The sequence below is a fragment of the Pseudomonas sp. BF-B-26 genome (assembly GCF_019956495.1).
Taxonomy (GTDB): domain Bacteria; phylum Pseudomonadota; class Gammaproteobacteria; order Pseudomonadales; family Pseudomonadaceae; genus Aquipseudomonas.
This window is the reverse complement of sequence record NZ_JAHBDP010000128.1, coordinates 1-21,438: the sequence shown is the minus strand read 5'-3', so window position 1 is coordinate 21,438 and position 21,438 is coordinate 1. Positions and strand designations below refer to the sequence as shown.

General features: G+C 60.3%; 18 protein-coding genes. 9 read left to right on the top strand and 9 right to left on the bottom strand.

The genetic code is table 11. The features are described from left to right. Positions 1–82: 82 nt before the first annotated feature. Positions 83–1,543: a membrane-bound lytic murein transglycosylase MltF gene (mltF, locus tag KGB03_RS28435; RefSeq protein ID WP_192406276.1), complete on the bottom strand. Its 1,461-nt coding sequence runs from the start codon at positions 1,541–1,543 to the stop codon at positions 83–85. Between the two features lie 274 nt (positions 1,544–1,817). Here mltF and purL point away from each other — a divergent pair, with 274 nt between their 5' ends. The 4 genes from purL to KGB03_RS28415 all read left to right on the top strand — a co-directional run bounded on the left by purL (position 1,818) and on the right by KGB03_RS28415 (position 7,412). Continuing rightward, the gene (purL, locus tag KGB03_RS28430) at positions 1,818–5,714 is read left to right on the top strand and encodes a phosphoribosylformylglycinamidine synthase (protein WP_223530556.1); all 3,897 of its coding nucleotides are present in this window, start codon (positions 1,818–1,820) and stop codon (positions 5,712–5,714) included. Positions 5,715–5,749: 35 nt separating this feature from the next. Next, complete coding sequence (locus KGB03_RS28425; protein ID WP_223530554.1) at positions 5,750–6,061, top strand: YqfO family protein; 312 nt, start codon at positions 5,750–5,752, stop codon at positions 6,059–6,061. Positions 6,062–6,334: 273 nt separating this feature from the next. Next, a complete protein-coding gene (locus KGB03_RS28420) occupies positions 6,335–6,973 on the top strand; it encodes a DUF6036 family nucleotidyltransferase (RefSeq protein ID WP_223530552.1) in 639 nt (212 codons plus the stop codon). Then, positions 6,957–7,412 carry a hypothetical protein gene (locus tag KGB03_RS28415; protein ID WP_111451363.1) on the top strand — a complete coding sequence of 152 codons (456 nt, stop codon included), beginning with the start codon at positions 6,957–6,959 and terminating at the stop codon, positions 7,410–7,412. Before KGB03_RS28420 ends, KGB03_RS28415 begins: the two co-directional genes overlap by 17 nt. 112 nt (positions 7,413–7,524) lie before the next feature. Here KGB03_RS28415 and nagE read toward each other — a convergent pair whose 3' ends face one another. The 7 genes from nagE to KGB03_RS28380 all read right to left on the bottom strand — a co-directional run bounded on the left by nagE (position 7,525) and on the right by KGB03_RS28380 (position 16,421). Further along, positions 7,525–9,240: an N-acetylglucosamine-specific PTS transporter subunit IIBC gene (nagE, locus tag KGB03_RS28410; protein ID WP_223530549.1), complete on the bottom strand. Its 1,716-nt coding sequence runs from the start codon at positions 9,238–9,240 to the stop codon at positions 7,525–7,527. A gap of 43 nt (positions 9,241–9,283) precedes the next feature. After that, a complete protein-coding gene (ptsP, locus tag KGB03_RS28405; RefSeq protein ID WP_223530543.1) occupies positions 9,284–11,800 on the bottom strand; it encodes a phosphoenolpyruvate--protein phosphotransferase in 2,517 nt (838 codons plus the stop codon). Between the two features lie 102 nt (positions 11,801–11,902). Beyond that, positions 11,903–12,913 carry an SIS domain-containing protein gene (locus KGB03_RS28400; RefSeq protein ID WP_375154727.1) on the bottom strand — a complete coding sequence of 337 codons (1,011 nt, stop codon included), beginning with the start codon at positions 12,911–12,913 and terminating at the stop codon, positions 11,903–11,905. Beyond that, on the bottom strand, positions 12,906–14,012 hold the full coding sequence (gene nagA / locus KGB03_RS28395) for an N-acetylglucosamine-6-phosphate deacetylase (protein ID WP_223530540.1): 1,107 nt from the start codon (positions 14,010–14,012) through the stop codon (positions 12,906–12,908). The genes KGB03_RS28400 and nagA overlap by 8 nt, the downstream gene beginning before the upstream one ends. A gap of 31 nt (positions 14,013–14,043) precedes the next feature. Then, entirely contained in the window at positions 14,044–14,775 is a 732-nt protein-coding gene (locus KGB03_RS28390) for a GntR family transcriptional regulator (RefSeq protein WP_010463034.1), read from the bottom strand. A gap of 526 nt (positions 14,776–15,301) precedes the next feature. Continuing rightward, positions 15,302–15,805: a murein L,D-transpeptidase family protein gene (locus KGB03_RS28385; RefSeq protein ID WP_111451368.1), complete on the bottom strand. Its 504-nt coding sequence runs from the start codon at positions 15,803–15,805 to the stop codon at positions 15,302–15,304. Positions 15,806–15,869: 64 nt separating this feature from the next. Then, positions 15,870–16,421 (bottom strand): NUDIX hydrolase, encoded by a 552-nt coding sequence (locus KGB03_RS28380; RefSeq protein WP_192406288.1) that lies wholly within the window; start codon positions 16,419–16,421, stop codon positions 15,870–15,872. Positions 16,422–16,567: 146 nt separating this feature from the next. Here KGB03_RS28380 and KGB03_RS28375 point away from each other — a divergent pair, with 146 nt between their 5' ends. The 5 genes from KGB03_RS28375 (at position 16,568) to purT (ending at position 19,908) form a co-directional block, all read left to right on the top strand. Next, complete coding sequence (locus KGB03_RS28375; RefSeq protein ID WP_111451370.1) at positions 16,568–17,167, top strand: CoA pyrophosphatase; 600 nt, start codon at positions 16,568–16,570, stop codon at positions 17,165–17,167. Between the two features lie 68 nt (positions 17,168–17,235). Continuing rightward, on the top strand, positions 17,236–17,760 hold the full coding sequence (locus tag KGB03_RS28370; RefSeq protein WP_007954617.1) for a gamma carbonic anhydrase family protein: 525 nt from the start codon (positions 17,236–17,238) through the stop codon (positions 17,758–17,760). After that, a complete protein-coding gene (locus tag KGB03_RS28365; protein WP_192406290.1) occupies positions 17,757–17,972 on the top strand; it encodes a DUF1289 domain-containing protein in 216 nt (71 codons plus the stop codon). The genes KGB03_RS28370 and KGB03_RS28365 overlap by 4 nt, the downstream gene beginning before the upstream one ends. Before the next feature lie 187 nt (positions 17,973–18,159). Beyond that, complete coding sequence (locus KGB03_RS28360; protein ID WP_192407549.1) at positions 18,160–18,627, top strand: VUT family protein; 468 nt, start codon at positions 18,160–18,162, stop codon at positions 18,625–18,627. A 99-nt stretch (positions 18,628–18,726) separates the two neighbouring features. After that, entirely contained in the window at positions 18,727–19,908 is a 1,182-nt protein-coding gene (gene purT, locus KGB03_RS28355; protein ID WP_218537941.1) for a formate-dependent phosphoribosylglycinamide formyltransferase, read from the top strand. 120 nt (positions 19,909–20,028) lie between these two features. Here purT and KGB03_RS28350 read toward each other — a convergent pair whose 3' ends face one another. Then, complete coding sequence (locus tag KGB03_RS28350) at positions 20,029–21,345, bottom strand: MFS transporter (protein WP_223530530.1); 1,317 nt, start codon at positions 21,343–21,345, stop codon at positions 20,029–20,031. Between the last annotated feature and the right edge of the window lie 93 nt (positions 21,346–21,438).

Sequence of the window (21,438 nt, the reverse complement as noted above, 5' to 3'; positions counted from 1 at the left end):
GTGTATCAGTCAAAGTTGATGTCGACTGACACACCGCTTTCGCGAGCAAGCCCGCTCCCACATTTTTGATGGGTGTTAGGCCTTAAAGCTGTGGGGTTTCCGGATTCGGCTTGGTCTTGTCGACCCCCGGCACATGCAGGTTGCCCTCGGCGACCTGATTGCCTTCAAGCTGCGGCTGCGTCACCCAGGTCAGGATGTCGTAGTAGCGACGGATGTTCGCCACAAAGTGAACGGGTTCGCCGCCACGGGCATAACCGTAACGGGTTTTGCTGAACCACTTCTTCTCGGACAGGCGCGGCAGGATCTTTTTCACGTCCAGCCACTTGTCCGGGTTCAGTCCTTCCTTGGCCGCCAGTTTGCGCGCGTCATCCAGATGACCGCTGCCAACGTTGTAGGCCGCCAGCGCAAACCATGTGCGATCCGGCTCCTGGATCGACTCATCCAGCTGGTCCTTCATGTAGGCCAGGTACTTGGCGCCACCCATGATGCTTTGTTTGGGGTCCAGTCGATTGGACACACCCATGGCCTGCGCAGTGTTCTGGGTCAGCATCATCAGGCCGCGCACGCCGGTCTTCGACGTGACGGCCGCTTGCCATAGCGATTCCTGATAACCGATCGCTGCCAGCAGGCGCCAGTCGACTTTCTCTTTCTTGGCGTATGCCTTGAAGTGCTGTTCGTATTTGGGCAGACGTTGCTGCAAGTGTTGGGCGAAGGTGGTGGCGCCCATGTAACCCAGTACATCGACGTGCCCGTAATAGCGGTCTTTCAGACGTTGCAGGGTGCCGTTTTTCTTCACCTTGTCGAGGTAGTCGTTGATCTCGTTGAGCAAGCTGTTGTCGTCGCCAGCGGCCACCGCCCAGCTCTGGTTGCTGGCATCACCGAGGTCGAAGGCCACTTGTATGTTGGGGAAGTAGACCTGGTTCATCGCGACTTCGTTTGAATCGACCAGGGTCAGGTCTATCTGACCTTCATCGACCATCCGCAGCAAGTCGACGACTTCAACGGCGTCGGACTCTTCGTATTCAATGCCGGGATACTTCTTTTTCAGCTCCGCCAATTGCTCGGCGTGGGTGCTGCCCTTGAGCACCATGATCTTCTTGCCCACCAGATCCTTCGCGTCGGTCGGCCGCGATTGGCCGTTGCGATAGATGACCTGCGGGGTGACTTCGAGATAGGAGTGGGAAAACCGCACCTGCTGTTTGCGTTTGTCGCTGCTGACCAGGCCGGCAGCAGCGATCACCGGGCCGTTGGGTTTGCCTACCTGATTAAACAGGTCGTCGAGGTTGTCGGCGGTTTCGATTTTGAGTTCCACCCCCAGATCGTCGGCGAAGCGCTTCACCAGCTCGTATTCGAAGCCGGTTTCACCGTTGCGATCCTGAAAGTAGGTGGCGGGGCTGTTACGGGTAACCACCCGCAGCACGCCATCCTCCTTTACGCGCTCCAGCGTGTTGGGTTTATCAACACAGCCACTGAGCACCAGGAAGAGTCCGGTTGCGATCAGCCATTTGGCGAACCGCGGACGCAAAGCCGTTGGGGAAAACATCTGCGCAGTATACGCAAAGGACCACGAGCGCCATATCTCGACAGCGAAGGGCTTGTCTGCTAGGCAATTGAAAACCGCTCCGGACCCCGCAGGAATGGGCCCGAGCAGCATTTTGTGACAGAAAAAATATCGCTCGGCGTGCGCCTGTTTTATGTCCGAAGACCCGGCCCGACGCCCGGGTGCAGCCGCCCGTACCGTTTCGGGTGATGTCGCGGCCTGTTTAGGCTAGAATGCACGGCCTCAAAGCACACCCCTTCCCGAGGCTGTCCCGAAGATGTTGATCCTGCGCGGCGCTCCTGCCCTTTCTGCCTTTCGCCACAGCAAACTCCTTGAGCAACTGAGCCAGAAAGTTCCGGCTGTCAGTGGCTTGTATGCTGAATTCGCTCACTTCGCCGAAGTTACCGGCGTCCTGACCGGCGACGAACAGCAGGTGCTCGCGCGCCTTCTGAAGTACGGCCCAAGTGTTCCGGTACAAGAGCCGACCGGTCGTCTGTTCCTGGTTTTGCCGCGTTTCGGCACCATCTCGCCATGGTCCAGTAAAGCCAGCGACATCGCTCGCAACTGCGGCCTGACGAAAATCCAGCGCCTGGAGCGCGGCATCGCGTTCTACGTGGCCGGCCAGTTCAGCGACGCCGAAGCGCAGTTGATCTGCGATGCGCTGCACGACCGCATGACCCAGATCGTCCTCGGCAACCTTGAACAAGCCGCCGGCCTGTTCAGCCATGCCGAGCCGAAACCGCTGACTGCCATCGATGTGCTGGGTGGCGGCCGCGCCGCGCTGGAAAAAGCCAACACCGAGCTGGGCCTGGCCCTGGCCGAAGACGAGATCGACTACCTGGTCAACGCCTTCATCGGCTTGAAGCGCAACCCCCACGACATCGAACTGATGATGTTCGCCCAGGCGAACTCCGAGCACTGCCGTCACAAGATCTTCAACGCCAGTTGGGACATCGACGGTCAGAGCCAGGAAAAAAGCCTGTTCGGCATGATCAAGAACACCTACGTGATGCACAGCGAAGGCGTTCTGTCGGCTTATAAGGACAACGCTTCGGTGATCGTCGGTAACGTCGCCGGTCGTTTCTTCCCGGACCCTGAAACCCGCCAGTACGGCGCGGTGCAGGAACCGGTGCACATCCTGATGAAAGTCGAAACGCACAACCACCCAACCGCGATTGCCCCGTTCCCGGGCGCTTCCACCGGTTCCGGTGGCGAGATTCGCGACGAAGGCGCAACCGGTCGCGGTGCCAAGCCAAAGGCTGGCCTGACCGGTTTCACCGTGTCCAACCTGCAAATCCCGGGCTTCGAACAGCCGTGGGAAGTGCCGTACGGCAAGCCTGAGCGCATCGTTACCGCGCTGGACATCATGATCGAAGGCCCACTGGGTGGCGCCGCGTTCAACAACGAATTCGGTCGTCCGGCCCTGACCGGTTACTTCCGTACCTTCGAACAGTCGATCACCACCCCGCGTGGCGACGAAGTTCGCGGTTACCACAAGCCGATCATGCTGGCCGGCGGTATGGGTAACATCCGTGCCGAACACGTGCAGAAAGGCGAGATCACCGTTGGCTCCAAGCTGATCGTGCTCGGCGGCCCGGCGATGCTGATCGGCCTGGGCGGCGGCGCGGCTTCCTCCATGGCCACCGGCACCAGCTCGGCAGACCTGGACTTCGCTTCCGTACAGCGCGAAAACCCGGAAATGGAACGTCGCTGCCAGGAAGTCATCGACCGTTGCTGGCAGTTGGGTGAACACAACCCGATCAGCTTCATCCACGACGTCGGCGCGGGCGGTCTGTCCAACGCCTTCCCGGAACTGGTCAACGATGGCAACCGTGGCGGTCGCTTCGAACTGCGCAACATTCCTAACGACGAGCCGGGCATGGCCCCGCACGAAATCTGGAGTAACGAATCCCAGGAACGCTACGTTCTGGCGGTCGGTCCGGCTGACTTCGAACGCTTCCAGGCGATCTGCGAACGCGAGCGTTGCCCGTTTGCGGTCGTCGGCGAAGCCACTGCCGAGCCGCAACTGACGGTCACCGACAGTCACTTCGGCAACAGCCCGGTGGACATGCCACTCGAAGTGCTGCTGGGCAAAGCCCCGCGCATGCACCGTTCGGCCGTTCGCGAAAATGAACTGGGCGACGATTTCGATCCGTCGACGCTTGAGATTGCAGACTGCGTCGAACGCGTTCTGCATCACCCGGCCGTGGCCAGCAAAAGCTTCCTGATCACCATCGGCGACCGCACCATCACCGGCCTCGTGGCTCGTGATCAGATGGTCGGCCCGTGGCAGGTTCCGGTGGCCGACGTTGCCGTCACCGCCACCAGCTTCGACGTCTACACCGGTGAAGCCATGGCCATGGGCGAGCGCACTCCGCTGGCACTGCTGGACGCTCCAGCGTCGGGCCGTATGGCCATCGGCGAAACCCTGACCAACATCGCGGCTTCGCGCATCAACAAAATTTCCGACATCAAACTGTCGGCCAACTGGATGTCCGCTGCCGGTCACCCGGGTGAAGACGCGCGTCTGTACGACACCGTGAAAGCGGTCGGCATGGAATTGTGCCCGGACCTCGGTATCACCATTCCGGTGGGCAAGGATTCCATGTCCATGGCCACGCGCTGGAACGACGAAGGCGTCGACAAGACCGTGACCTCGCCGATGTCCCTGATCGTGACCGGTTTCGCGCCTGTGGCTGACATCCGTCAGACCCTGACGCCGGAACTGCGCATGGACAAGGGCACCACCGACCTGATCCTGATCGATCTGGGCCGTGGCCAGAACCGCATGGGCGCCTCGATCCTGGCCCAGGTTCACGGCAAGCTCGGTTCGCAAGCGCCGGACGTCGACGATGCCGAAGACCTCAAAGCCTTCTTCGCCGTGATTCAGGGCCTCAACGCCGACGGTCACCTGCTGGCTTACCACGACCGCTCCGACGGTGGTCTGTTGACCAGCACCGTGGAAATGGCCTTCGCCGGCCATTGCGGTCTGAGCCTGAACCTCGACGGTCTGGCAGAGACTTCTGCCGACATCGCCGCGATCCTGTTCAACGAAGAACTGGGCGCCGTGATCCAGGTTCGCCAGGACGCTACTCCAGACATCCTCGCGCAGTTCAGTGCTGCCGGTCTGGGCGAGTGCGTGTCGGTGATCGGTCAGCCGATGAACAACGGCCAGATCAGCATTACCTTCAACGGCGACACCGTGTTTGAAGGTCAGCGTCGTCTGCTGCAACGTCAGTGGGCTGAGACCAGCTACCAGATCCAGCGTCTGCGCGATAACGCCGACTGCGCCGAACAAGAGTTCGACGTGCTGCTGCAAGAAGACAACCCGGGCCTGAGCGTCAAGCTCAGCTACGACGTCAACCAGGACGTCGCCGCGCCTTACATCAAGAAAGGCATCCGCCCACAGGTTGCCGTGCTGCGTGAGCAGGGCGTCAACGGTCAGGTGGAAATGGCGGCTGCGTTCGACCGCGCCGGTTTCAACGCGATCGACGTGCACATGAGCGACATTCTGGCCGGCCGTGTCGACCTGAACGAGTTCAAAGGCCTGGTGGCGTGCGGTGGTTTCTCCTACGGCGACGTTCTCGGCGCCGGCGAAGGCTGGGCCAAGTCCGCGCTGTTCAACAGCCGCGCTCGCGATGCGTTCCAGGGCTTCTTCGAACGTACCGACAGCTTCACCCTCGGCGTGTGCAACGGTTGCCAGATGATGTCCAACCTGCACGAGCTGATCCCGGGCAGCGAGTTCTGGCCGCACTTTGTGCGTAACCGTTCCGAGCAGTTCGAAGCCCGTGTGGCGATGGTTCAGGTCCAGGAATCGAACTCGATCTTCCTGCAGGGCATGGCCGGTTCGCGTATGCCGATCGCAATTGCTCACGGTGAAGGTCATGCCGAGTTCGCCAGCGAAGAAGCGTTGCTGGAAGCCGATCTGTCCGGTTGCGTGGCGATGCGTTTCGTCGACAACCACGGCAAGGTCACCGAAAACTACCCGGCCAACCCGAACGGCTCGCCGCGCGGGATCACCGGTTTGACCAGCCGCGACGGTCGCGTGACGATCATGATGCCGCACCCGGAACGTGTGTTCCGCGCCGTGCAGAACTCGTGGCGTTCGGAAGACTGGAATGAAGACGCACCTTGGATGCGTATGTTCCGTAATGCTCGCGTGTGGGTGAACTAAGAGCGGGTAAATTAAGAGCGGGTGAACTAAACGCTGTGTACAAGCTCAGTTTTTTTGTTCCGGCCAGTCATGTGGAACAGGTCAAAAGCGCCGTATTCGCCGCCGGTGGCGGACGGATCGGCGCGTACGACCATTGCGCCTGGCAAGTGCTCGGCCTCGGCCAGTTTCGCCCGTTGGATGGCAGTCAGCCGTTCATTGGGGAAGCGGGGCAGGTCGAGCAGGTTGAGGAATGGAAGGTTGAGCTTGTGGTCAGTGATGAGTTGATTCGGGCGGTGGTGGTGGCTCTGAAGCAGAGTCATCCCTATGAGACGCCGGCTTATGAGGTGTGGCGGTTGGAGGATTTCTGATCTGCCTGCCGCTGAAATGAGAAACCCGCTGATGAAGATCAGCGGGTTTTTTTTGCCCGGGATTTGGACTGATGTACACAACTCAAACTGTGGGAGCTGGCTTGCCTTCGATGATGGCCTAATAGCCGTTTTCGTCGAGGTGTGGATACTATTCTTGCGGTAACGGCTACATCGTTCGATGAAATATCCGACAACCTTTTCAGGTTGTCCGTCGGAAGTCTCAAGTCCAGCCTTTGTCCATCACAAACACTTCAATCCACTTGAGGTTCAACGATGGAATTGCCGGACGCAATTACTCCCTGGGTTAACTCGAACACCGCGCTTGGGCAGGCGCTAATTTCGATGTTCAAATCAGTCGAACTGGAGCTAGTCGGTGAATGCGCAGAGCCAGGGGCGGTCAAAGTTGTCGTGTTCGGAGGGTGCGCCGTCCACCTCTACACTCATCACCGCGTGTCAACTGATGTTGATGCTGAGATCTATTATGCAAATCTTCCGCAGGGTCTTCACTTACAGACCTTGCTCGCAGAAGTGCCTGAACAATTCGTTGATGAGCAATCCGGCCGGTTAATGGAGCTGAACTACGACCTTCAGTACAACACCAGCTTCGGTCCCATTCATGAAGACTACTGGGAACGTAGTCTTCCTCTTGCAGATTTCTCCGTAGAGTCGCCGCTGCATGTCCATATTGCTGCTCCTGTCGACATCGCAATATCCATACTGGGTAGAGCGACAGACCAGGATATCGGCGACGTCATGGCGCTGCTCCGGGCGGGTTTCATATTGACCACTGAACTCCGTCGTCTGGCATTGCAGGCAATTGATGTATATGTTGGCAACAAAGAGCCACCGACGTCCGTTCTCACTAACATATTGCAAGATTACCTGGAGACTACAGATGGCGACGCCCCTTAGCGGCCACGTCCTCTCATCCGCCTTGGACACCTTGGTCAAAAAACCGTTGAATCAAGCAGATGACGCTGCGTTGGTGCGCGCAGCTAAAGTTGTCTGGTATTCGGAGGATGATCTTGTGAGTGAAGTCGAAGCCTTCCTGAGCCTTCATTCTGACGAACTCGAAGTTCGCCGCGCAGGTTATTTGCTTGAGCGGTTCACGCGTTTTGCATGTGTTTCTGATAGCCGTGTATTGGAAACCTTCTGGGCTCTTAAGCTTTTTTTACGCTCTACGTCCAGACTGGAAGTGAGGTCGGAGGTAGCGACTGTTCCGCTTCGCAAGCGTCGCGATGAACTCGCGGCTTCTTGGGGACTGAGTGAGGGGCTTGGCCTGAAGGCTCAGACCCTCATGCCTTTCCAGACTCGACATTACGAAGCTGAGCAGCACGCCACGTCTGCTTGAGCTCATCCAATGCCTCATCGCGCGCAGGCTCGCTCCTGCATTGGTTCTATGTACGCCAATCCAATGTGGAAGCTGGCTTGCCTGCGAAGACTGACTATCAGGTACCCACAATTTAAACCTTGGCACTCACCTCACTGCGATTCACCAATACCTCCAGTGCATCATTCAAACTCGATGCCTTGTCGCCAATCAGCAGATGCCAAATCCCTCCCTCCAACTGACTGACGCCCTGGCAACCCAACGCCTTCAGATCACATTCCGACAATGCTTTGCCGTCCGCCAGTTGCAATCGAATCCGGGTCATGGCGATGCAATCCATCTGCAATACGTTCTCGCCGCCACCCAAAGCGTTCAGCCATTGCTGTGCTTCTGTATTTGCCACCGCAGCAGGTTTCGGCGCATCGATCACCGCAGCGGGGGAGGAAATGATCGCGCGCCCCAACGCAGGCATCGCCAAGCGAATCTCATCGGCAATGCTGTCGGCCATCGGCCCGACCACCACCTGCAAACTCCCACCCTTGCCCGGACGCACCACCGCCATCGCCCCCAGCGCTTTCAATTCCGTATCGTTCGCCTTGTTGCGATCCACCATGTCCAGCCGCAACCGAGTGGTGCAGGCACCCACGGTGATCAAATTCTGCGCTCCACCCAGCGCCTTGATGTAAGCGCCCGCCCGTTCGCTGTCGGCGACGACGACTTTGTCACCCGTTGGAATGTCTTCACGCCCTGGGGTCTTGAGGTTGAAGCGGCGAATGCAGAAATCGAACACCACGTAGTAGATCACCGCATACGCCAGGCCGACCGGGACCATCAACCAGCCGTTGGTGGATTTTCCCCAGCCGAGAATCATGTCGATCAAACCACCGGAAAACGTAAACCCGAGGTGAATGTTCAGCAGGTTGGTGATCGCCATCGACAGGCCCGTCAGCAACGCATGCACCAGGTAAAGCAGCGGCGCGAGGAACATGAAGGCGAATTCGATCGGCTCAGTCACACCCGTTAAAAACGACGTCAGCGCCATCGACAGAAAGATCCCGCCCATGACCTTGCGGCGCTCCGGCGAAGCATTGCGGTACATCGCCAGGCACGCGGCGGGCAGACCGAAGATCATCACCGGGAACATGCCGGTCATGAACTGGCCGCCCTTCGGGTCACCGGCGAAGTAGCGCGACAAGTCACCGGTGACGATGGCGCCGGTGGTCGGATCAGTGAAGTTGCCGAAGACGAACCACGCCATGTTGTTGAGGATGTGGTGCAGCCCGGTGACGATCAGCAGGCGGTTGAAAACGCCAAAGACGAACGCGCCGAAGCTGCCGCTCTCCATCATCAACGTGCCGAAGCTGTTGATGCCTTGTTGGATGGGCGGCCAGATCAAGCCGAAGATGACGCCCAGGCCGACGGCGGCGAACCCGGTGACAATCGGCACGAAGCGCCGGCCGCCAAAGAATGCCAGGTACTCCGGCAGTTTGATGTCCTTGAAACGGTTGTACAGCGCGCCCGCCATCAAGCCGCTGACGATCCCGGCGAGCATGCCCATGTTGATGCTCGCGTCGAGCACCTTGAGGGTGGAGATCATCACCAGGTAGCCAATGACTCCGGCCAGGCCTGCGGTGCCGTTGTTGTCCTTGGCGAAACCGACGGCGATGCCGATGGCGAAGATCATTGCCAGATTAGCGAAGATCACTTGGCCGGCGTCGTGGATGATCGCGATGTTCAGCAGGTCGGTATCGCCCAGGCGCAGCAACAGGCCGGCGATCGGCAGGATCGCAATCGGCAGCATCAGCGCGCGGCCGAGGCGTTGCAGGCCTTCGATGAAGTAGTGGTACATGGCGGTTCTCCCTGTGTTCTTTTTGTTATAGCGCTGTTGTTGTTCAGCTCAGAGGCCATTGCTGGTGACAGGCGTGACGCACCGCAGGGGCACTGCTCAACTTGAGCAAGTCCTGGCAGATGCGTCGGCATTCGGCGGCGTCGAGATGACGGACGCGGTCTTTGATTTCACCGATCTGCACCGGGCTGACCGACAACTCGCTGACGCCCAGGCCAATCAGTACCGGCGTGGCCAGCGGATCGGAGGCGAGCGCGCCGCAGACACCGACCCAACGGTTATGCACCGCCGCACCGGCGCAGGTCTGGGCGATCAGCCGCAGCAGCGCCGGGTGCATGGCGTCTACCCGCGAAGCGAGGCCGGCGTGGTCGCGGTCCATGGCCAGGGTGTATTGCGACAAGTCGTTGGTGCCGATCGACAGGAAGTCCGCGTGTTCGGCCAGTTGCTCGGCCAGCAGTGCGGCGGCGGGGACTTCGATCATCACGCCTAACTCAGGGCGTTCACTCACACCGAGTTCAGTGCACAACGCCTCGAGACGCTGGCGGACGTGCAGCAACTCATCGACTTCGGTCACCATCGGCAACAGGATCCGGCAACGTGACAGCGGGCTGACATGCAGTAATGCGCGCAATTGCTGATCGAGGATTTCCGGACGGACCTGAGCCAGGCGAATACCGCGCAGACCAAGCACGGGGTTGGCCTCAGTCGGCAGCGGCAAATAGTCGAGTTGTTTGTCGCCGCCAACGTCGATGGTGCGGATGATCACCGACTTGTCGCCCATGGCGTCGAGCACGGCTTGATAGGCGGCACGCTGTTCCTCTTCGTCCGGCGCGGTGTTGCGGTCGACGAAGAGAAACTCGGTACGCAGCAAGCCGACGCCGTCGGCGCCATTGGCCAAGGCATCAGCTGCTTCGGCGCTGGAGGCCACATTGGCGGCAACTTCAATCTGCAAGCCGTCGAGCGTCAGCGCCGGGGTGTGAGCCTGAGCCTGTTGCTCGGCGCGGCGCTGTTGATGATCGAGTTGTGCCTGATGCACTTCGGCCAAACGTTCGGCACTTGGCATCAGTTCGAGACGACCGCCATCGGCATCCAGCACGACCGCTTGGCCTTGCTGCTGATCCAGCAGCGTAGAACCCAGCGCGACCATGCACGGCAGACCTTTGCCGCGAGCGAGAATCGCCACGTGGGAAGTCGCGCCGCCCTCGGCCATGCACAACCCGGCGACACCTTGCTGACTGAGTTGCAGCAGATCGGAAGGTGTCAGTTCATGCGCGGCGACGATGGCGCCGGCCGGCACGTCGTAGTGCCAGGTTTCGCCGAGCAGGGCGCGCAGCACGCGTTGTTTGAGGTCGCGCAGATCGTTGGCGCGCTCGGCCAACAACGGGCTGCCAAGTTGCTGGAGCACTTCGCACTGCACGTCGATCGATTGGCTCCAGGCGTGGGTTGCGGCCATGCCCTGATCGATGGAGGTGTTTGCTGCGTTCAGCAGCGCCGGGTCTTCGAGCAGGGCGAGGTGTGCGGCGAAGATTGCTTCTTCGTCGGTGTTTTTATGTTTTCTTGCTTGGGCCAGCGTGTGGTCGATTTCACCGCGTACAACGGTCAGCGCGGTATCGAGAACATGCAGCTGTTGCTCGGGATCATGGTTGCCGGCGTCCACCGGCAGGCTGATGGCGCTCAAGCGGAACAACGGCCCGCCAACCAAACCGGGAGCGGCGCAGACGCCGTGCAACACGCCCGCTTCGGCCGCTCGAGTGCGTCGGGCAATCGGTGTCGGCGCGGCGGCGTGGCTGTCTTCGGCCAGCGCTGTGGATAACGCGATCAGCAGCGCTTGCAACGCAGCTTCGGCGTCCGGCCCCTGGCAGCTGACCTGAACCTCGTCCTGCTCGCCGATGGCCAAGCCCATCAAGCCGATCAAGCTGTCGCAGGTCGCCGATTTGCCAGCGAAGTGCAGCTGCGATTTGCTCTTGAAACCTTGCGCTGTCTGGCGAATCAGCGCTGCCGGACGGGCATGCAAACCGCCACGATGGGCGATGCGAATGTGGCCATGAATTTCTTCCCCGGAGAGTTCCGCTTCAGTCTGCGCGCCCGACGCGTGCCGACGAATGATGTGCAGCAATGGTTCGCCAACTTTCACCGACTTCAGCGTGATGGGTCGCGCCTGAAAGTCCTGGCTGTTGGTCAGGATCATCAAGCTGACCAGGCTCTTGCACTGCTGCGCGACCTTGTCCAGGTCGTAGCGCAACAGCGGCTGGCCATTGCTGACCCGCGCGCCTTCCTTGACCAGCATCGAGAAGCCTTGGCCCTGCAACTCGACCGTGTCGAGGCCCAGGTGCAGCAGCAATTCGGCACCGTTGTCGGCACGCAAGGTGATGGCATGGCCGGTGCGTGCGACGTGCACCACGACGCCGGCGCACGGGGCGTGGAGGGTGTCGTTCAGCGGATCGATGGCGATCCCGTCGCCCATGGCGCCGCTGGCGAACACCGGGTCAGGGACTTTGGCGAGCGTGAGCACCGGGCCGCTGAGCGGGGCGCTGAGGGTCAGCTCTTTATTATTGTTGTGCATGGCTCGGTCTCATCAGTAAAAACTACGGTTCGGATCAACTCGCCCTGTACGGATTAACGGGGGTATTCATCCGCCGGTAAATAGGGATAGATTCCAATCGGTTCAGTGGGTGCGGGTCACTTTGCTCAAGTGCCGTGGCTGGTCCGGGTCCATGCCTCGGGCGATGGCCAAACCGGCGGCCATGACGTAGAAACTCTGGATCGCCAGAATCGGGTCGAGGGCCGGGTGCTCGGCGCGGGTCAGGGTGAGGTCGCGTTCGGCAATGTCATCCGGTGCGGCCAGCAATACGCGAGCACCGCGCTGGCGCATGTCGGCGGCGAGGCTCAGCAAGCCGGCCTGCTCGGCACCGCGCGGGGCGAAGATCAGCAGTGGATAATTTTCATCGATCAACGCCATCGGACCGTGACGGACCTCGGCGCTGCTGAAGGCTTCGGCCTGGATCGCCGAGGTTTCCTTGAATTTCAACGCGGCTTCCTGGGCGATGGCGAAACCGGCGCCACGGCCGATCACCATCAGGCGTTGGCAATCGCGCAAGGCATCGATTGCCGGGCTCCAGTCCTGTTTCGCCGCCTCGCGCAAACCTTCCGGCAGTGCGAGGCCGGCCTCCAGCAATTGCGCGTCCTCTTTCCAGTGGGCGATCAGACGGGCGCTGGCGCTGAGGGTGGCGATAAAACTCTTGGTCGCCGCGACGCTGCTTTCGGTGCCGGCGCACAGCGGCAGGCTGAACTCACACGCGGCCTCCAGCGGCGAACTCTCGGCGTTGACCATCGAGATGCTCAGGGCGCCGCGCTTGCGCAGCAGACGCATGCTGTTCACTAGATCGGGGCTTTGCCCGGACTGCGAAAAGGCGAACGCCACCTGGCCGCTGACCTTTAGCGGCGCTTGCAGCATGGTCACCACCGACATCGGCAACGACGCCACCGGGAAGCCCAATTGCTGCATGGTCAGGTAGGCGAAGTAACTGGCGGCATGATCGGAGCTGCCGCGAGCGACGGTCATCACCACTTGCGGTGGCTGACGGCGCAGGCGCCCGGCGATCTCGATCATCTGCGGGTCGAGTTGCTGCAATTGGGCTTGCACGGCCTCGAACGAGGACAGCGCCTCTTCAAGCATTTTTGAAGTCAATGTCTTCTCCTTCGACCATGACGGCGGTCAGTGTGAGTGAGCGATCCAGCCGCACGCAGTCGGCCCAGCTGCCGGGTTGCAGGCGCCCGCGTTCGTTGAGGCCGAGGTAGTCGGCGGGGAATTGCGAAAGACGTTGCGAGGCCTCGGCGATCGGCAAACCGATCTTCACCAGATTGCGCAGGGCCTGATCCATGGTCAGGGTGCTGCCGGCCAGCGTGCCGTCGGGCAAGCGCACACCGCCCAGGCATTTGGTCACGGTGTGGCTGCCGAGCTTGTACTCACCGTCGGGCATACCCGCTGCGGCGGTCGAATCGGTAACGCAATACAGGCATGGGATCGAACGCAGGGCCACACGGATGGCGCCGGGGTGCACATGCAGCAAGTCTGGAATCAGCTCGGCGTATTTGGCGTGAGCCAGTGCCGCGCCGACGATGCCTGGCTCGCGATGATGCAGCGGGCTCATGGCGTTGTAGAGGTGGGTGAAACTGCTGGCGCCTGCGTTCAGCGCGGCAACGCCTTCCTCGTAACTGCCGAGGGTGTGGCCGATTTGCATGCGCACACCGCGAGCGCTGAGGTCGCGGATCAAGGCGTCGTGACCGGCGATTTCCGGGGCGATGGTGATCACCCGGATCGGCGCCAGTGCCAGGTATTCTTCGACTTCGGCCATCAATGCGGTATGGGCGAAATTCGGTTGCGCGCCGAGTTTTCCGGGGTTGATGTACGGGCCTTCGAGGTGCACGCCGAGGACTCGGGCGCTGCCTTTCGGGCGCTGTTCGCAATATTCGCCAACGGCTTTGAGCACGCTGGAAATTTCTGCAGGCGGCGCGGTCATGGTGGTCGCCAGCAGCGAGGTCGTGCCGAAACGCACGTGGGTTTTGGTGATGGTCTCGAAGGCTGGCGCACCTTCCATGATGTCTTTGCCGCCGCCGCCATGAACGTGCAGGTCGATGAAACCCGGCAGCAGGTAAGGCAGGTCGTTGTCGGCCGGATCGCAAGGTTGGCCTTCGATCGACACGACCTTGCCGTGTTCGTGAATCAGCCGGCCGCGAACCCAGCCGTGGGCGGTGAGGATGTTGTCTTCGGACATGATCGGTTCTCAGTCTTGGCGGCGAAGCTCTTTATCGACGAAGCTCGGCGACAAAGTCGTAGTAGTCGTTGCGGCAATAGGTGTCGGTGACTTCGATCGGCGTGTTGTCTTCCAGGTAACCGACCCGGGTCATCAGCAGCATGGCGGTGCCAGGGGCGATGCCCACCAGGGCGGCGAATTCGTCCGAGGCGTTGATCGCCTGAATGTGTTGCAGGGCGCGGACGATCGGCTTGCCGATGCCATCGAGGTATTCGTACAGGGAGTCGCCCACCGCTTGCGGCTTGGGAATGATCGAGGCGGGCAGGGTGCTCATCTCGATTGCCATCACCGTGTCGTCGGCTTTACGCAGGCGCTTGAGCCGGGCGACCTTATCGTTCGGCGAGAGGCCCAGACGAATCAGTTCTTCGTGGGTCGGCGGAGTGATTTCACGCTCCAGCCATTGCGAGCCGGGGACGAAGCCTTTCAGGCGCAGCATCTCGCTGAAACCCGAGAGGCGCGACAGCGGTTGTTCCAGGCGCGGGGTGATGAAGGTGCCGGAACCCTGGTTGCGGCGAATCAGGCCTTGCTCGAACAGAACCTCCAGCGCCTTGCGGGCGGTGACGCGGGAGATGCCCAGCAGCTCGCTGAGGTTGCGCTCCGACGGCATGGCCTGTTCGGCTTTCCACTGGCCGGCATGGATCGCCGCTTCCAGATTGCGCGCCAGTTGCAGGTACAACGGCGTGGGCTGAGTGTCGTCAGGGCGTAGGGCCTGGAGGTCATTCATGTAGGTTTGGTCCGATGCGGATATAGGATTGTTGTCGCCCGGTGGTGGGGTGAAACCTAATACCACTTAAATACCATGTCAATGAGACCACTTTGCTGTTGGCGCGGGAAAGCCTGCCCTTATTGATGGGCAATAGGGTTGCTGGTTTGAAGTGGTATTAGCGGTGGGGATTTTGAGCGCAAAGATCGCAGCTTGCGGCAGCTCTTACACAGGGAATTGGTATTCACCCGGTAGGCGCTGCCGCAGGCTGCGATCTTTTGAATTTATTTGTTGATGCCGACCGAAGGTAGCGGCCAGAACATAATGTTGGAGCCCACTCGATCCCTTGTGGTGAGGGGATTTATCGGAACGCCGCACCGCCCCGTTCGGCTGCGAAGCAGTCGCAAACTCAGGCGGCGCGGTGGGCCTGACACAATGCAATTGCAAGTTTCAGCGCTGCTTCGCAGCGCAACGGGGATAAATCCCCTCGCCACTGAAGCCCATCACCAGTCTGGAAAAGTCTTTCATCCGTCCGGGAAGCTTGAGATTACGGGCGGATTTCGATCATCGTGCCGTCCGGCACCAAACCCCAAACCTCGCGCATGTCCATATTGCGCATGGCAATGCAGCCGTCGGTCCAGTCCAGCGTGTGGAACAGGTCTTCGGGGTTTTCTTCAGTGTCCGGGGTGCCGTGGATCATGATCATGCCACCGGGTTCGACGCCTTCACGTCGGGAGCGTACGGAGTCACTGATATTCGGGTAGGAGATGTGCATCGCCAGATTGAAACGGTCACTGACCTTGCGCCAGTCCAGCCAGTAAAAACCTTCAGGCGTGCGTTTGTCACCTTCCATGAGTTTCGGGCCGATGGGTCTTTTTCCCAATGAGATGCGATAGGTCTTGATCGGCTTGCCGTCATTGATCAATTGCAATTGGTGAGCGGACTTGAGCACCAGAACTTTTTCGATGACTTTGCCGTCCAGCGTTTCCGCAACGGAAGCCTGGGAGACAGCGACGAACGCCAAGCAAAACAGGGCAAGCAACCAGCGCATTGAAACGATATCCCTAAAAGGTGTCGCGACTATTAAGTTATAGGTGATTTTAGAGCCAGGAGCTTTATGTATTGGCAGGCTGAGCAAGTGGCGGGATCGACTCGGACCGCACGGGGTAGACCTCGGTCCGCCGGTCAGCAAAGAAGCATTCTAAGGTACGGCCCACTGTGCGGAAAGCCAACTCGGACCACGGGATGTCGGCTTCGTCGAAAAGCGCCACTTCCAGGCTCTCGGGGCCGGCGGCAAAGTCCAGGTCCACCAGCTCGGCGCGAAAGAACACATGCACCTGACTGATGTGCGGCACGTCGATTAACGTATAGATGGTCAGGTTACGCACCCGCGCGCAGGCTTCTTCGGCCGTCTCGCGAATGGCCGCCTGTTCGATGGTTTCCCCGTTTTCCATGAAGCCGGCGGGCAGGGTCCAATAACCGAGCCGAGGCTCGATGGCGCGTCGGCACAGCAAGACCTTGGAGCCCCAGGTCGCCACGCAACCGGCGACGATATTGGGGTTCTGGTAGTGAATCGCCTGACAGCTGTCACAGACAAAACGCAGGCGCGAATCGCCTTCTGGAATGCGCTGGGTCACCGGGTTGCCGCACTGACTGCAAAATTTCATGCTTGGGTTCCTGAATGCTGCGCCTATCTTGGCGTGCGGCGGTGTCTGTCGGCAAGTTGTCGTTTAGCGACATGCAGTGGTTATGGGGTTGGGCGGCCGGTTCGATTGGTGCATGATGCGAGATAGAGAACAAATCGAGAAGACTCATGCTGGACGAGCTACTTCACCGAGTAAGCAATCACACCCCAAGCACACTGGAAACCGATAAGCGTTTCCCCGAAGCCGCTGTGCTGGTGCCCATTACCCGCAGCGACGAGCCGGAACTGGTTCTGACCCTGCGCGCCAGCGGGCTCTCGACCCATGGCGGCGAAGTCGCCTTTCCCGGCGGGCGACGCGACCCTGAAGACCCGGACCTTATTTTCACCGCCCTGCGCGAAGCCGAAGAAGAAATCGGCCTGCCGCCGGGGCTGGTCGAAGTGATCGGCCCGCTGAGCCCGTTGATCTCCCTGCACGGCATCAAGGTCACACCCTATGTCGGTGTGATTCCGGACTTTGTCGAGTACCTGGCCAACGATGCCGAGATTGCCGCCGTCTTCAGCGTACCGCTTGAGTTCTTCCGCAAGGATCCGCGCGAGCACACCCATCGAATCGATTACCAGGGCCGCAGTTGGTACGTGCCGAGCTATCGTTACGGCGAATACAAAATCTGGGGCCTGACGGCGATTATGATCGTCGAGTTGATCAACCTGCTCTATGACGCCAAAATCAGCCTGCACCAGCCACCCAAGACGTTTATCAATACCTGAAGCCATCGCCCGTATGGCGTGAACCCCGCTTTCTGTAAGTGAGCCTGCCTGGCCTTGAGGACAATAAGATGAAATATCGCCTGGGCGACGCCCGCGTCGAAACCCATCCGCAGAGCTGGGTCGCACCCAATGCCGTGCTGGTGGGTAAGGTCAAGCTGGAAGAGGGCGCCAACGTCTGGTTCAACGCTGTGCTGCGTGGCGACAACGAACTGATCCTGATCGGCAAGAACAGCAACGTCCAGGATGGCACGGTGATGCACACCGACATGGGTTACCCGCTGACCATCGGCACCGGCGTGACCATTGGCCATAACGCCATGCTTCATGGCTGCACGGTGGGCGATTACAGCTTGATCGGGATTAACGCGGTGATCCTCAACGGCGCGAAAATCGGCAAGAACTGCATCATCGGCGCCAACTCACTGATTGGGGAAGGCAAAGAGATTCCAGACGGTTCGCTGGTCATGGGTTCCCCCGGCAAAGTGGTGCGCGAACTGACCGAGCCGCAGAAGAAAATGCTGGAGGCCAGCGCTGCTCACTATGTGCATAACTCGCAACGTTATGCCCGCGATCTGGTTGAGCAGGAAGAATGAGCGCCACAGAACGGCCGGTGCTATCGCCCTGCGTGAACATTTGCGCGCTGGACGAGGACGATATTTGCACCGGGTGTCAGCGCACAGTGGAAGAGATCACGCGCTGGAGCCGGATGGACAACGAAGAGCGGCGCAAGGTGTTGGGGTTGTGTCATGAGCGGGCCAAGTCCAGCGGGATACTCTGGATGATCGGGGGGAAATCCGATATTTGAGGTGCCGCTATCGCGAGCAAGCTTTGCTCCTACGGGCTCGGGGGATTACGCGATGATGTGATCGACACAAAACCGTAGGAGCATGGCTTGCCCGCGATTGCGTCATTACAGACGCCGCACTCTACCTTGGCCCAACCCGGTCCCTGAAGTACCCTGTGCACCAAATTGACAGGTTCCCTACTTGCCCATGCTCTTCCTGATCGCTTACATCAGCAGCGTCGTGCTGATCAACTACGCCTTTTCCACCGCTCCGCACCTGGACATCATCTGGTCAGCCTGGGGTGGTTTGGTGTTCGTTTTGCGCGACATGGTGCAAACCCGTTTCGGCCATGGCGCGATCGCGGCGATGCTGGCAGCGCTGGTGTTGTCCTACGTGACGTCCGATCCCTCCATCGCGCTGGCCAGCGCCACGGCGTTTGCGGTGTCCGAATGCATCGATTGGCTGGTGTTCAGTGTCACCAAGCGTCCCTTGCACGACCGCCTGTGGATAAGTTCAGCCCTGAGCATTCCTCTCGATACCTTTATCTTCTTCGGCATGATCGATGCGTTCACCCCGGCCGTGATCCTCACCGCCATGGGCTCGAAGTTCGCGGGCGTGACCATTGTGTGGATCGCAATGGCCTGGCGTCTGCGCAAGAACGCGATTCCCGGTTAAAGCCAAACCCCTCGGTTCATGTAAAATGCCGCGCTTTCTCCCCATGGGAAGCGCGCCAGGCGTCGCGTCCCTCGATGATCCGCTTCTTGAGGACCTGAGATGACCCGTATCGGAACTCCATTGTCGCCAACCGCGACCCGCGTATTGCTGTGTGGCTGTGGCGAGTTGGGCAAGGAAGTGGTGATCGAGCTGCAACGCCTGGGCGTTGAAGTGATTGCCGTGGATCGCTACGCCAACGCGCCGGCCATGCAAGTCGCGCATCGCAGCCATGTGATCAACATGCTCGACGGCGCCGCCCTGCGTGCGGTGATCGAAGCCGAAAAGCCGCATTTCATCGTGCCGGAAATCGAAGCCATTGCCACCGCGACCCTCGTGGAGCTGGAAGCCGAAGGCTTCACCGTGATCCCGACCGCTCGCGCGGCGCAGTTGACCATGAACCGTGAAGGCATCCGTCGCCTGGCCGCCGAAGAGCTGGACCTGCCGACCTCGCCGTACCACTTCGCCGACACCTTCGAGGATTACAGCAAGGCTGTCGAAGACCTCGGCTTCCCCTGTGTGGTTAAACCGGTGATGAGCTCGTCGGGCAAAGGCCAGAGCCTGCTGCGCAGTGCCGATGACGTGAAAACCGCTTGGGATTACGCTCAAGAAGGCGGCCGTGCCGGTAAAGGCCGCGTGATCATCGAAGGCTTTATCGACTTTGACTACGAAATCACCCTGTTGACCGTGCGCCACGTTGGCGGCACTACGTTCTGCGCGCCAGTCGGCCACCGTCAGGAGAAGGGCGACTATCAGGAATCCTGGCAGCCACAAGCCATGAGCCCGATTGCCCTGGCCGAATCCGAGCGCGTTGCCAAAGCCGTCACTGAAGCCTTGGGTGGTCGTGGGCTGTTTGGTGTCGAGCTGTTCATCAAAGGCGATCAAGTCTGGTTCAGCGAAGTCTCGCCGCGTCCACATGACACCGGTCTGGTGACGTTGATTTCCCAGGACCTGTCGCAGTTCGCGCTGCACGCACGGGCGATTCTGGGCCTGCCGATTCCATTGATCCGTCAGTTCGGTCCATCGGCTTCGGCGGTGATTCTGGTGGAAGGACAGTCCACACAAACCGCATTCGCCAATTTGGGCGCTGCGTTGAGCGAGCCGGATACGGCGTTGCGTCTGTTCGGCAAGCCTGAGGTGAATGGTCAGCGCCGGATGGGTGTGGCGTTGGCGCGTGATGAGTCGATTGACGCGGCTCGTGCTAAAGCGACCCGCGCTTCTCAGGCTGTTGTTGTAGAGCTGTAACCGAGTCGCGCCATTCGCGAGCAAGCCCGCTCCCACACTTGACCGGTGTGAATACAGATTTTGTATGCATCCAAAATCTAATGTGGGAGCGGGCTTGCTCGCGAAGCTTTTGCTTTTTCTTCAGACCACTCGATTCAGATCGTTATTGCGCGTTTCCTTCAGGCACAGCACAGCAATCAAGCTCAGCACCGCCGCCCCCGACACATACCCGCCGACATAACTCAAACCACCCATCGCCACCAGCTTCTGTGCGAAGAACGGCGCCGCCGAGGCCCCGACAATACCGCCCAGGTTGTAGGCCGCCGACGCACCGGTATAACGCACGCGGGTTGGAAACAGCTCAGGCAGCAGCGCGCCCATCGGCGCAAACGTCACGCCCATCAGAAACAGCTCGATGCACAGGAACAGCGCCACGCCCCAGGTCGAACCTTGGGTCAGCAGCGGCTCCATCAGGAAGCCGGACAGAATCGCCAGCACACCGCCGATGATCAGCACCGGTTTGCGCCCGTATCGATCACTGGCCCAGGCCGACAGCGGCGTAGCGGCGGCCATGAACAGCACGGCGAAGCACAGCAGCGCGAGGAAGGTTTCTCGGGTGTAGCCGAGCGTCGACACGCCATAGCTCAGCGAAAACACCGTCGAGATATAGAACAGCGCGTAGCACACCACCATCGATCCGGCACCCAGCAACATCGGCGCCCAATATTGGCTGAACAGCTCGACCAGCGGGATTTTTACCCGCTCCTGGCGAGCCATTGCGTTGGCAAACACCGGGGTTTCGTGAAGCTTGAGACGCACGTACAGACCCACCATCACCAGCGCGGCGCTGAGCAGGAACGGAATCCGCCAGCCCCACGAACGGAACTGCTCGTCGTTCAAGGTCATGGCCAGCGTAAGAAACAACCCATTGGCTGCGAGGAATCCGATCGAGGGGCCAAGCTGTGGGAACATGCCGAACCAGGCGCGTTTGCCCTTGGGTGCATTCTCGGTGGCCAGCAGCGCCGCCCCGCCCCATTCGCCGCCGAGTCCCAGGCCCTGGCCGAAGCGCAGCACGCAGAGCAGGATCGGCGCCCAGGCCCCGATGTTGTCGTAACCCGGTAGTACGCCGATCAGCGTGGTGCACACGCCCATCAGCAGCAACGAGGCAACCAGCGTCGATTTTCGCCCGATTCGGTCACCAAAGTGGCCGAAGAGCGCCGAGCCCAGCGGTCGAGCCAGGAAAGCGATGCCAAAGGTGAGGAAAGCCGAGAGCATCTGGGCTGTGCCGGAGGTCTGCGGAAAAAATACCGGACCGATCACCAGCGCAGCGGCAGTGGCATAGACGTAGAAGTCGTAGAACTCGATGGCCGTGCCGATGAAACTCGCGGTCGCCACGCGGGTGGCGGAGTTCGTCGGCTGCGCAGGCGCGGTGTCGTTATAAGTCGTGCTGGTCGTCATGCGGTTATCCCTGACAGTCATGTGCCCCAGTGGAGCGAATTATTATGGTCGAACACCCAGGGATGTGGGTTTGATGCGGGGTGCGGGTAGCAC

Bases quoted from the DNA above. Each gene is read 5' to 3' on its own strand.
- mltF (WP_192406276.1), bottom strand. From the start codon at position 1,543: ATGTTTTCCCCAACGGCTTTGCGTCCGCGGTTCGCCAAATGGCTGATC.
- purL (WP_223530556.1), top strand. From the start codon at position 1,818: ATGTTGATCCTGCGCGGCGCTCCTGCCCTTTCTGCCTTTCGCCACAGC.
- KGB03_RS28420 (WP_223530552.1), top strand. From the start codon at position 6,335: ATGGAATTGCCGGACGCAATTACTCCCTGGGTTAACTCGAACACCGCG.
- KGB03_RS28415 (WP_111451363.1), top strand. From the start codon at position 6,957: ATGGCGACGCCCCTTAGCGGCCACGTCCTCTCATCCGCCTTGGACACC.
- nagE (WP_223530549.1), bottom strand. From the start codon at position 9,240: ATGTACCACTACTTCATCGAAGGCCTGCAACGCCTCGGCCGCGCGCTG.
- ptsP (WP_223530543.1), bottom strand. From the start codon at position 11,800: ATGCACAACAATAATAAAGAGCTGACCCTCAGCGCCCCGCTCAGCGGC.
- KGB03_RS28400 (WP_375154727.1), bottom strand. From the start codon at position 12,913: ATGCTTGAAGAGGCGCTGTCCTCGTTCGAGGCCGTGCAAGCCCAATTG.
- nagA (WP_223530540.1), bottom strand. From the start codon at position 14,012: ATGTCCGAAGACAACATCCTCACCGCCCACGGCTGGGTTCGCGGCCGG.
- KGB03_RS28390 (WP_010463034.1), bottom strand. From the start codon at position 14,775: ATGAATGACCTCCAGGCCCTACGCCCTGACGACACTCAGCCCACGCCG.
- KGB03_RS28385 (WP_111451368.1), bottom strand. From the start codon at position 15,805: ATGCGCTGGTTGCTTGCCCTGTTTTGCTTGGCGTTCGTCGCTGTCTCC.
- KGB03_RS28380 (WP_192406288.1), bottom strand. From the start codon at position 16,421: ATGAAATTTTGCAGTCAGTGCGGCAACCCGGTGACCCAGCGCATTCCA.
- KGB03_RS28375 (WP_111451370.1), top strand. From the start codon at position 16,568: ATGCTGGACGAGCTACTTCACCGAGTAAGCAATCACACCCCAAGCACA.
- KGB03_RS28370 (WP_007954617.1), top strand. From the start codon at position 17,236: ATGAAATATCGCCTGGGCGACGCCCGCGTCGAAACCCATCCGCAGAGC.
- KGB03_RS28365 (WP_192406290.1), top strand. From the start codon at position 17,757: ATGAGCGCCACAGAACGGCCGGTGCTATCGCCCTGCGTGAACATTTGC.
- KGB03_RS28360 (WP_192407549.1), top strand. From the start codon at position 18,160: ATGCTCTTCCTGATCGCTTACATCAGCAGCGTCGTGCTGATCAACTAC.
- purT (WP_218537941.1), top strand. From the start codon at position 18,727: ATGACCCGTATCGGAACTCCATTGTCGCCAACCGCGACCCGCGTATTG.
- KGB03_RS28350 (WP_223530530.1), bottom strand. From the start codon at position 21,345: ATGACGACCAGCACGACTTATAACGACACCGCGCCTGCGCAGCCGACG.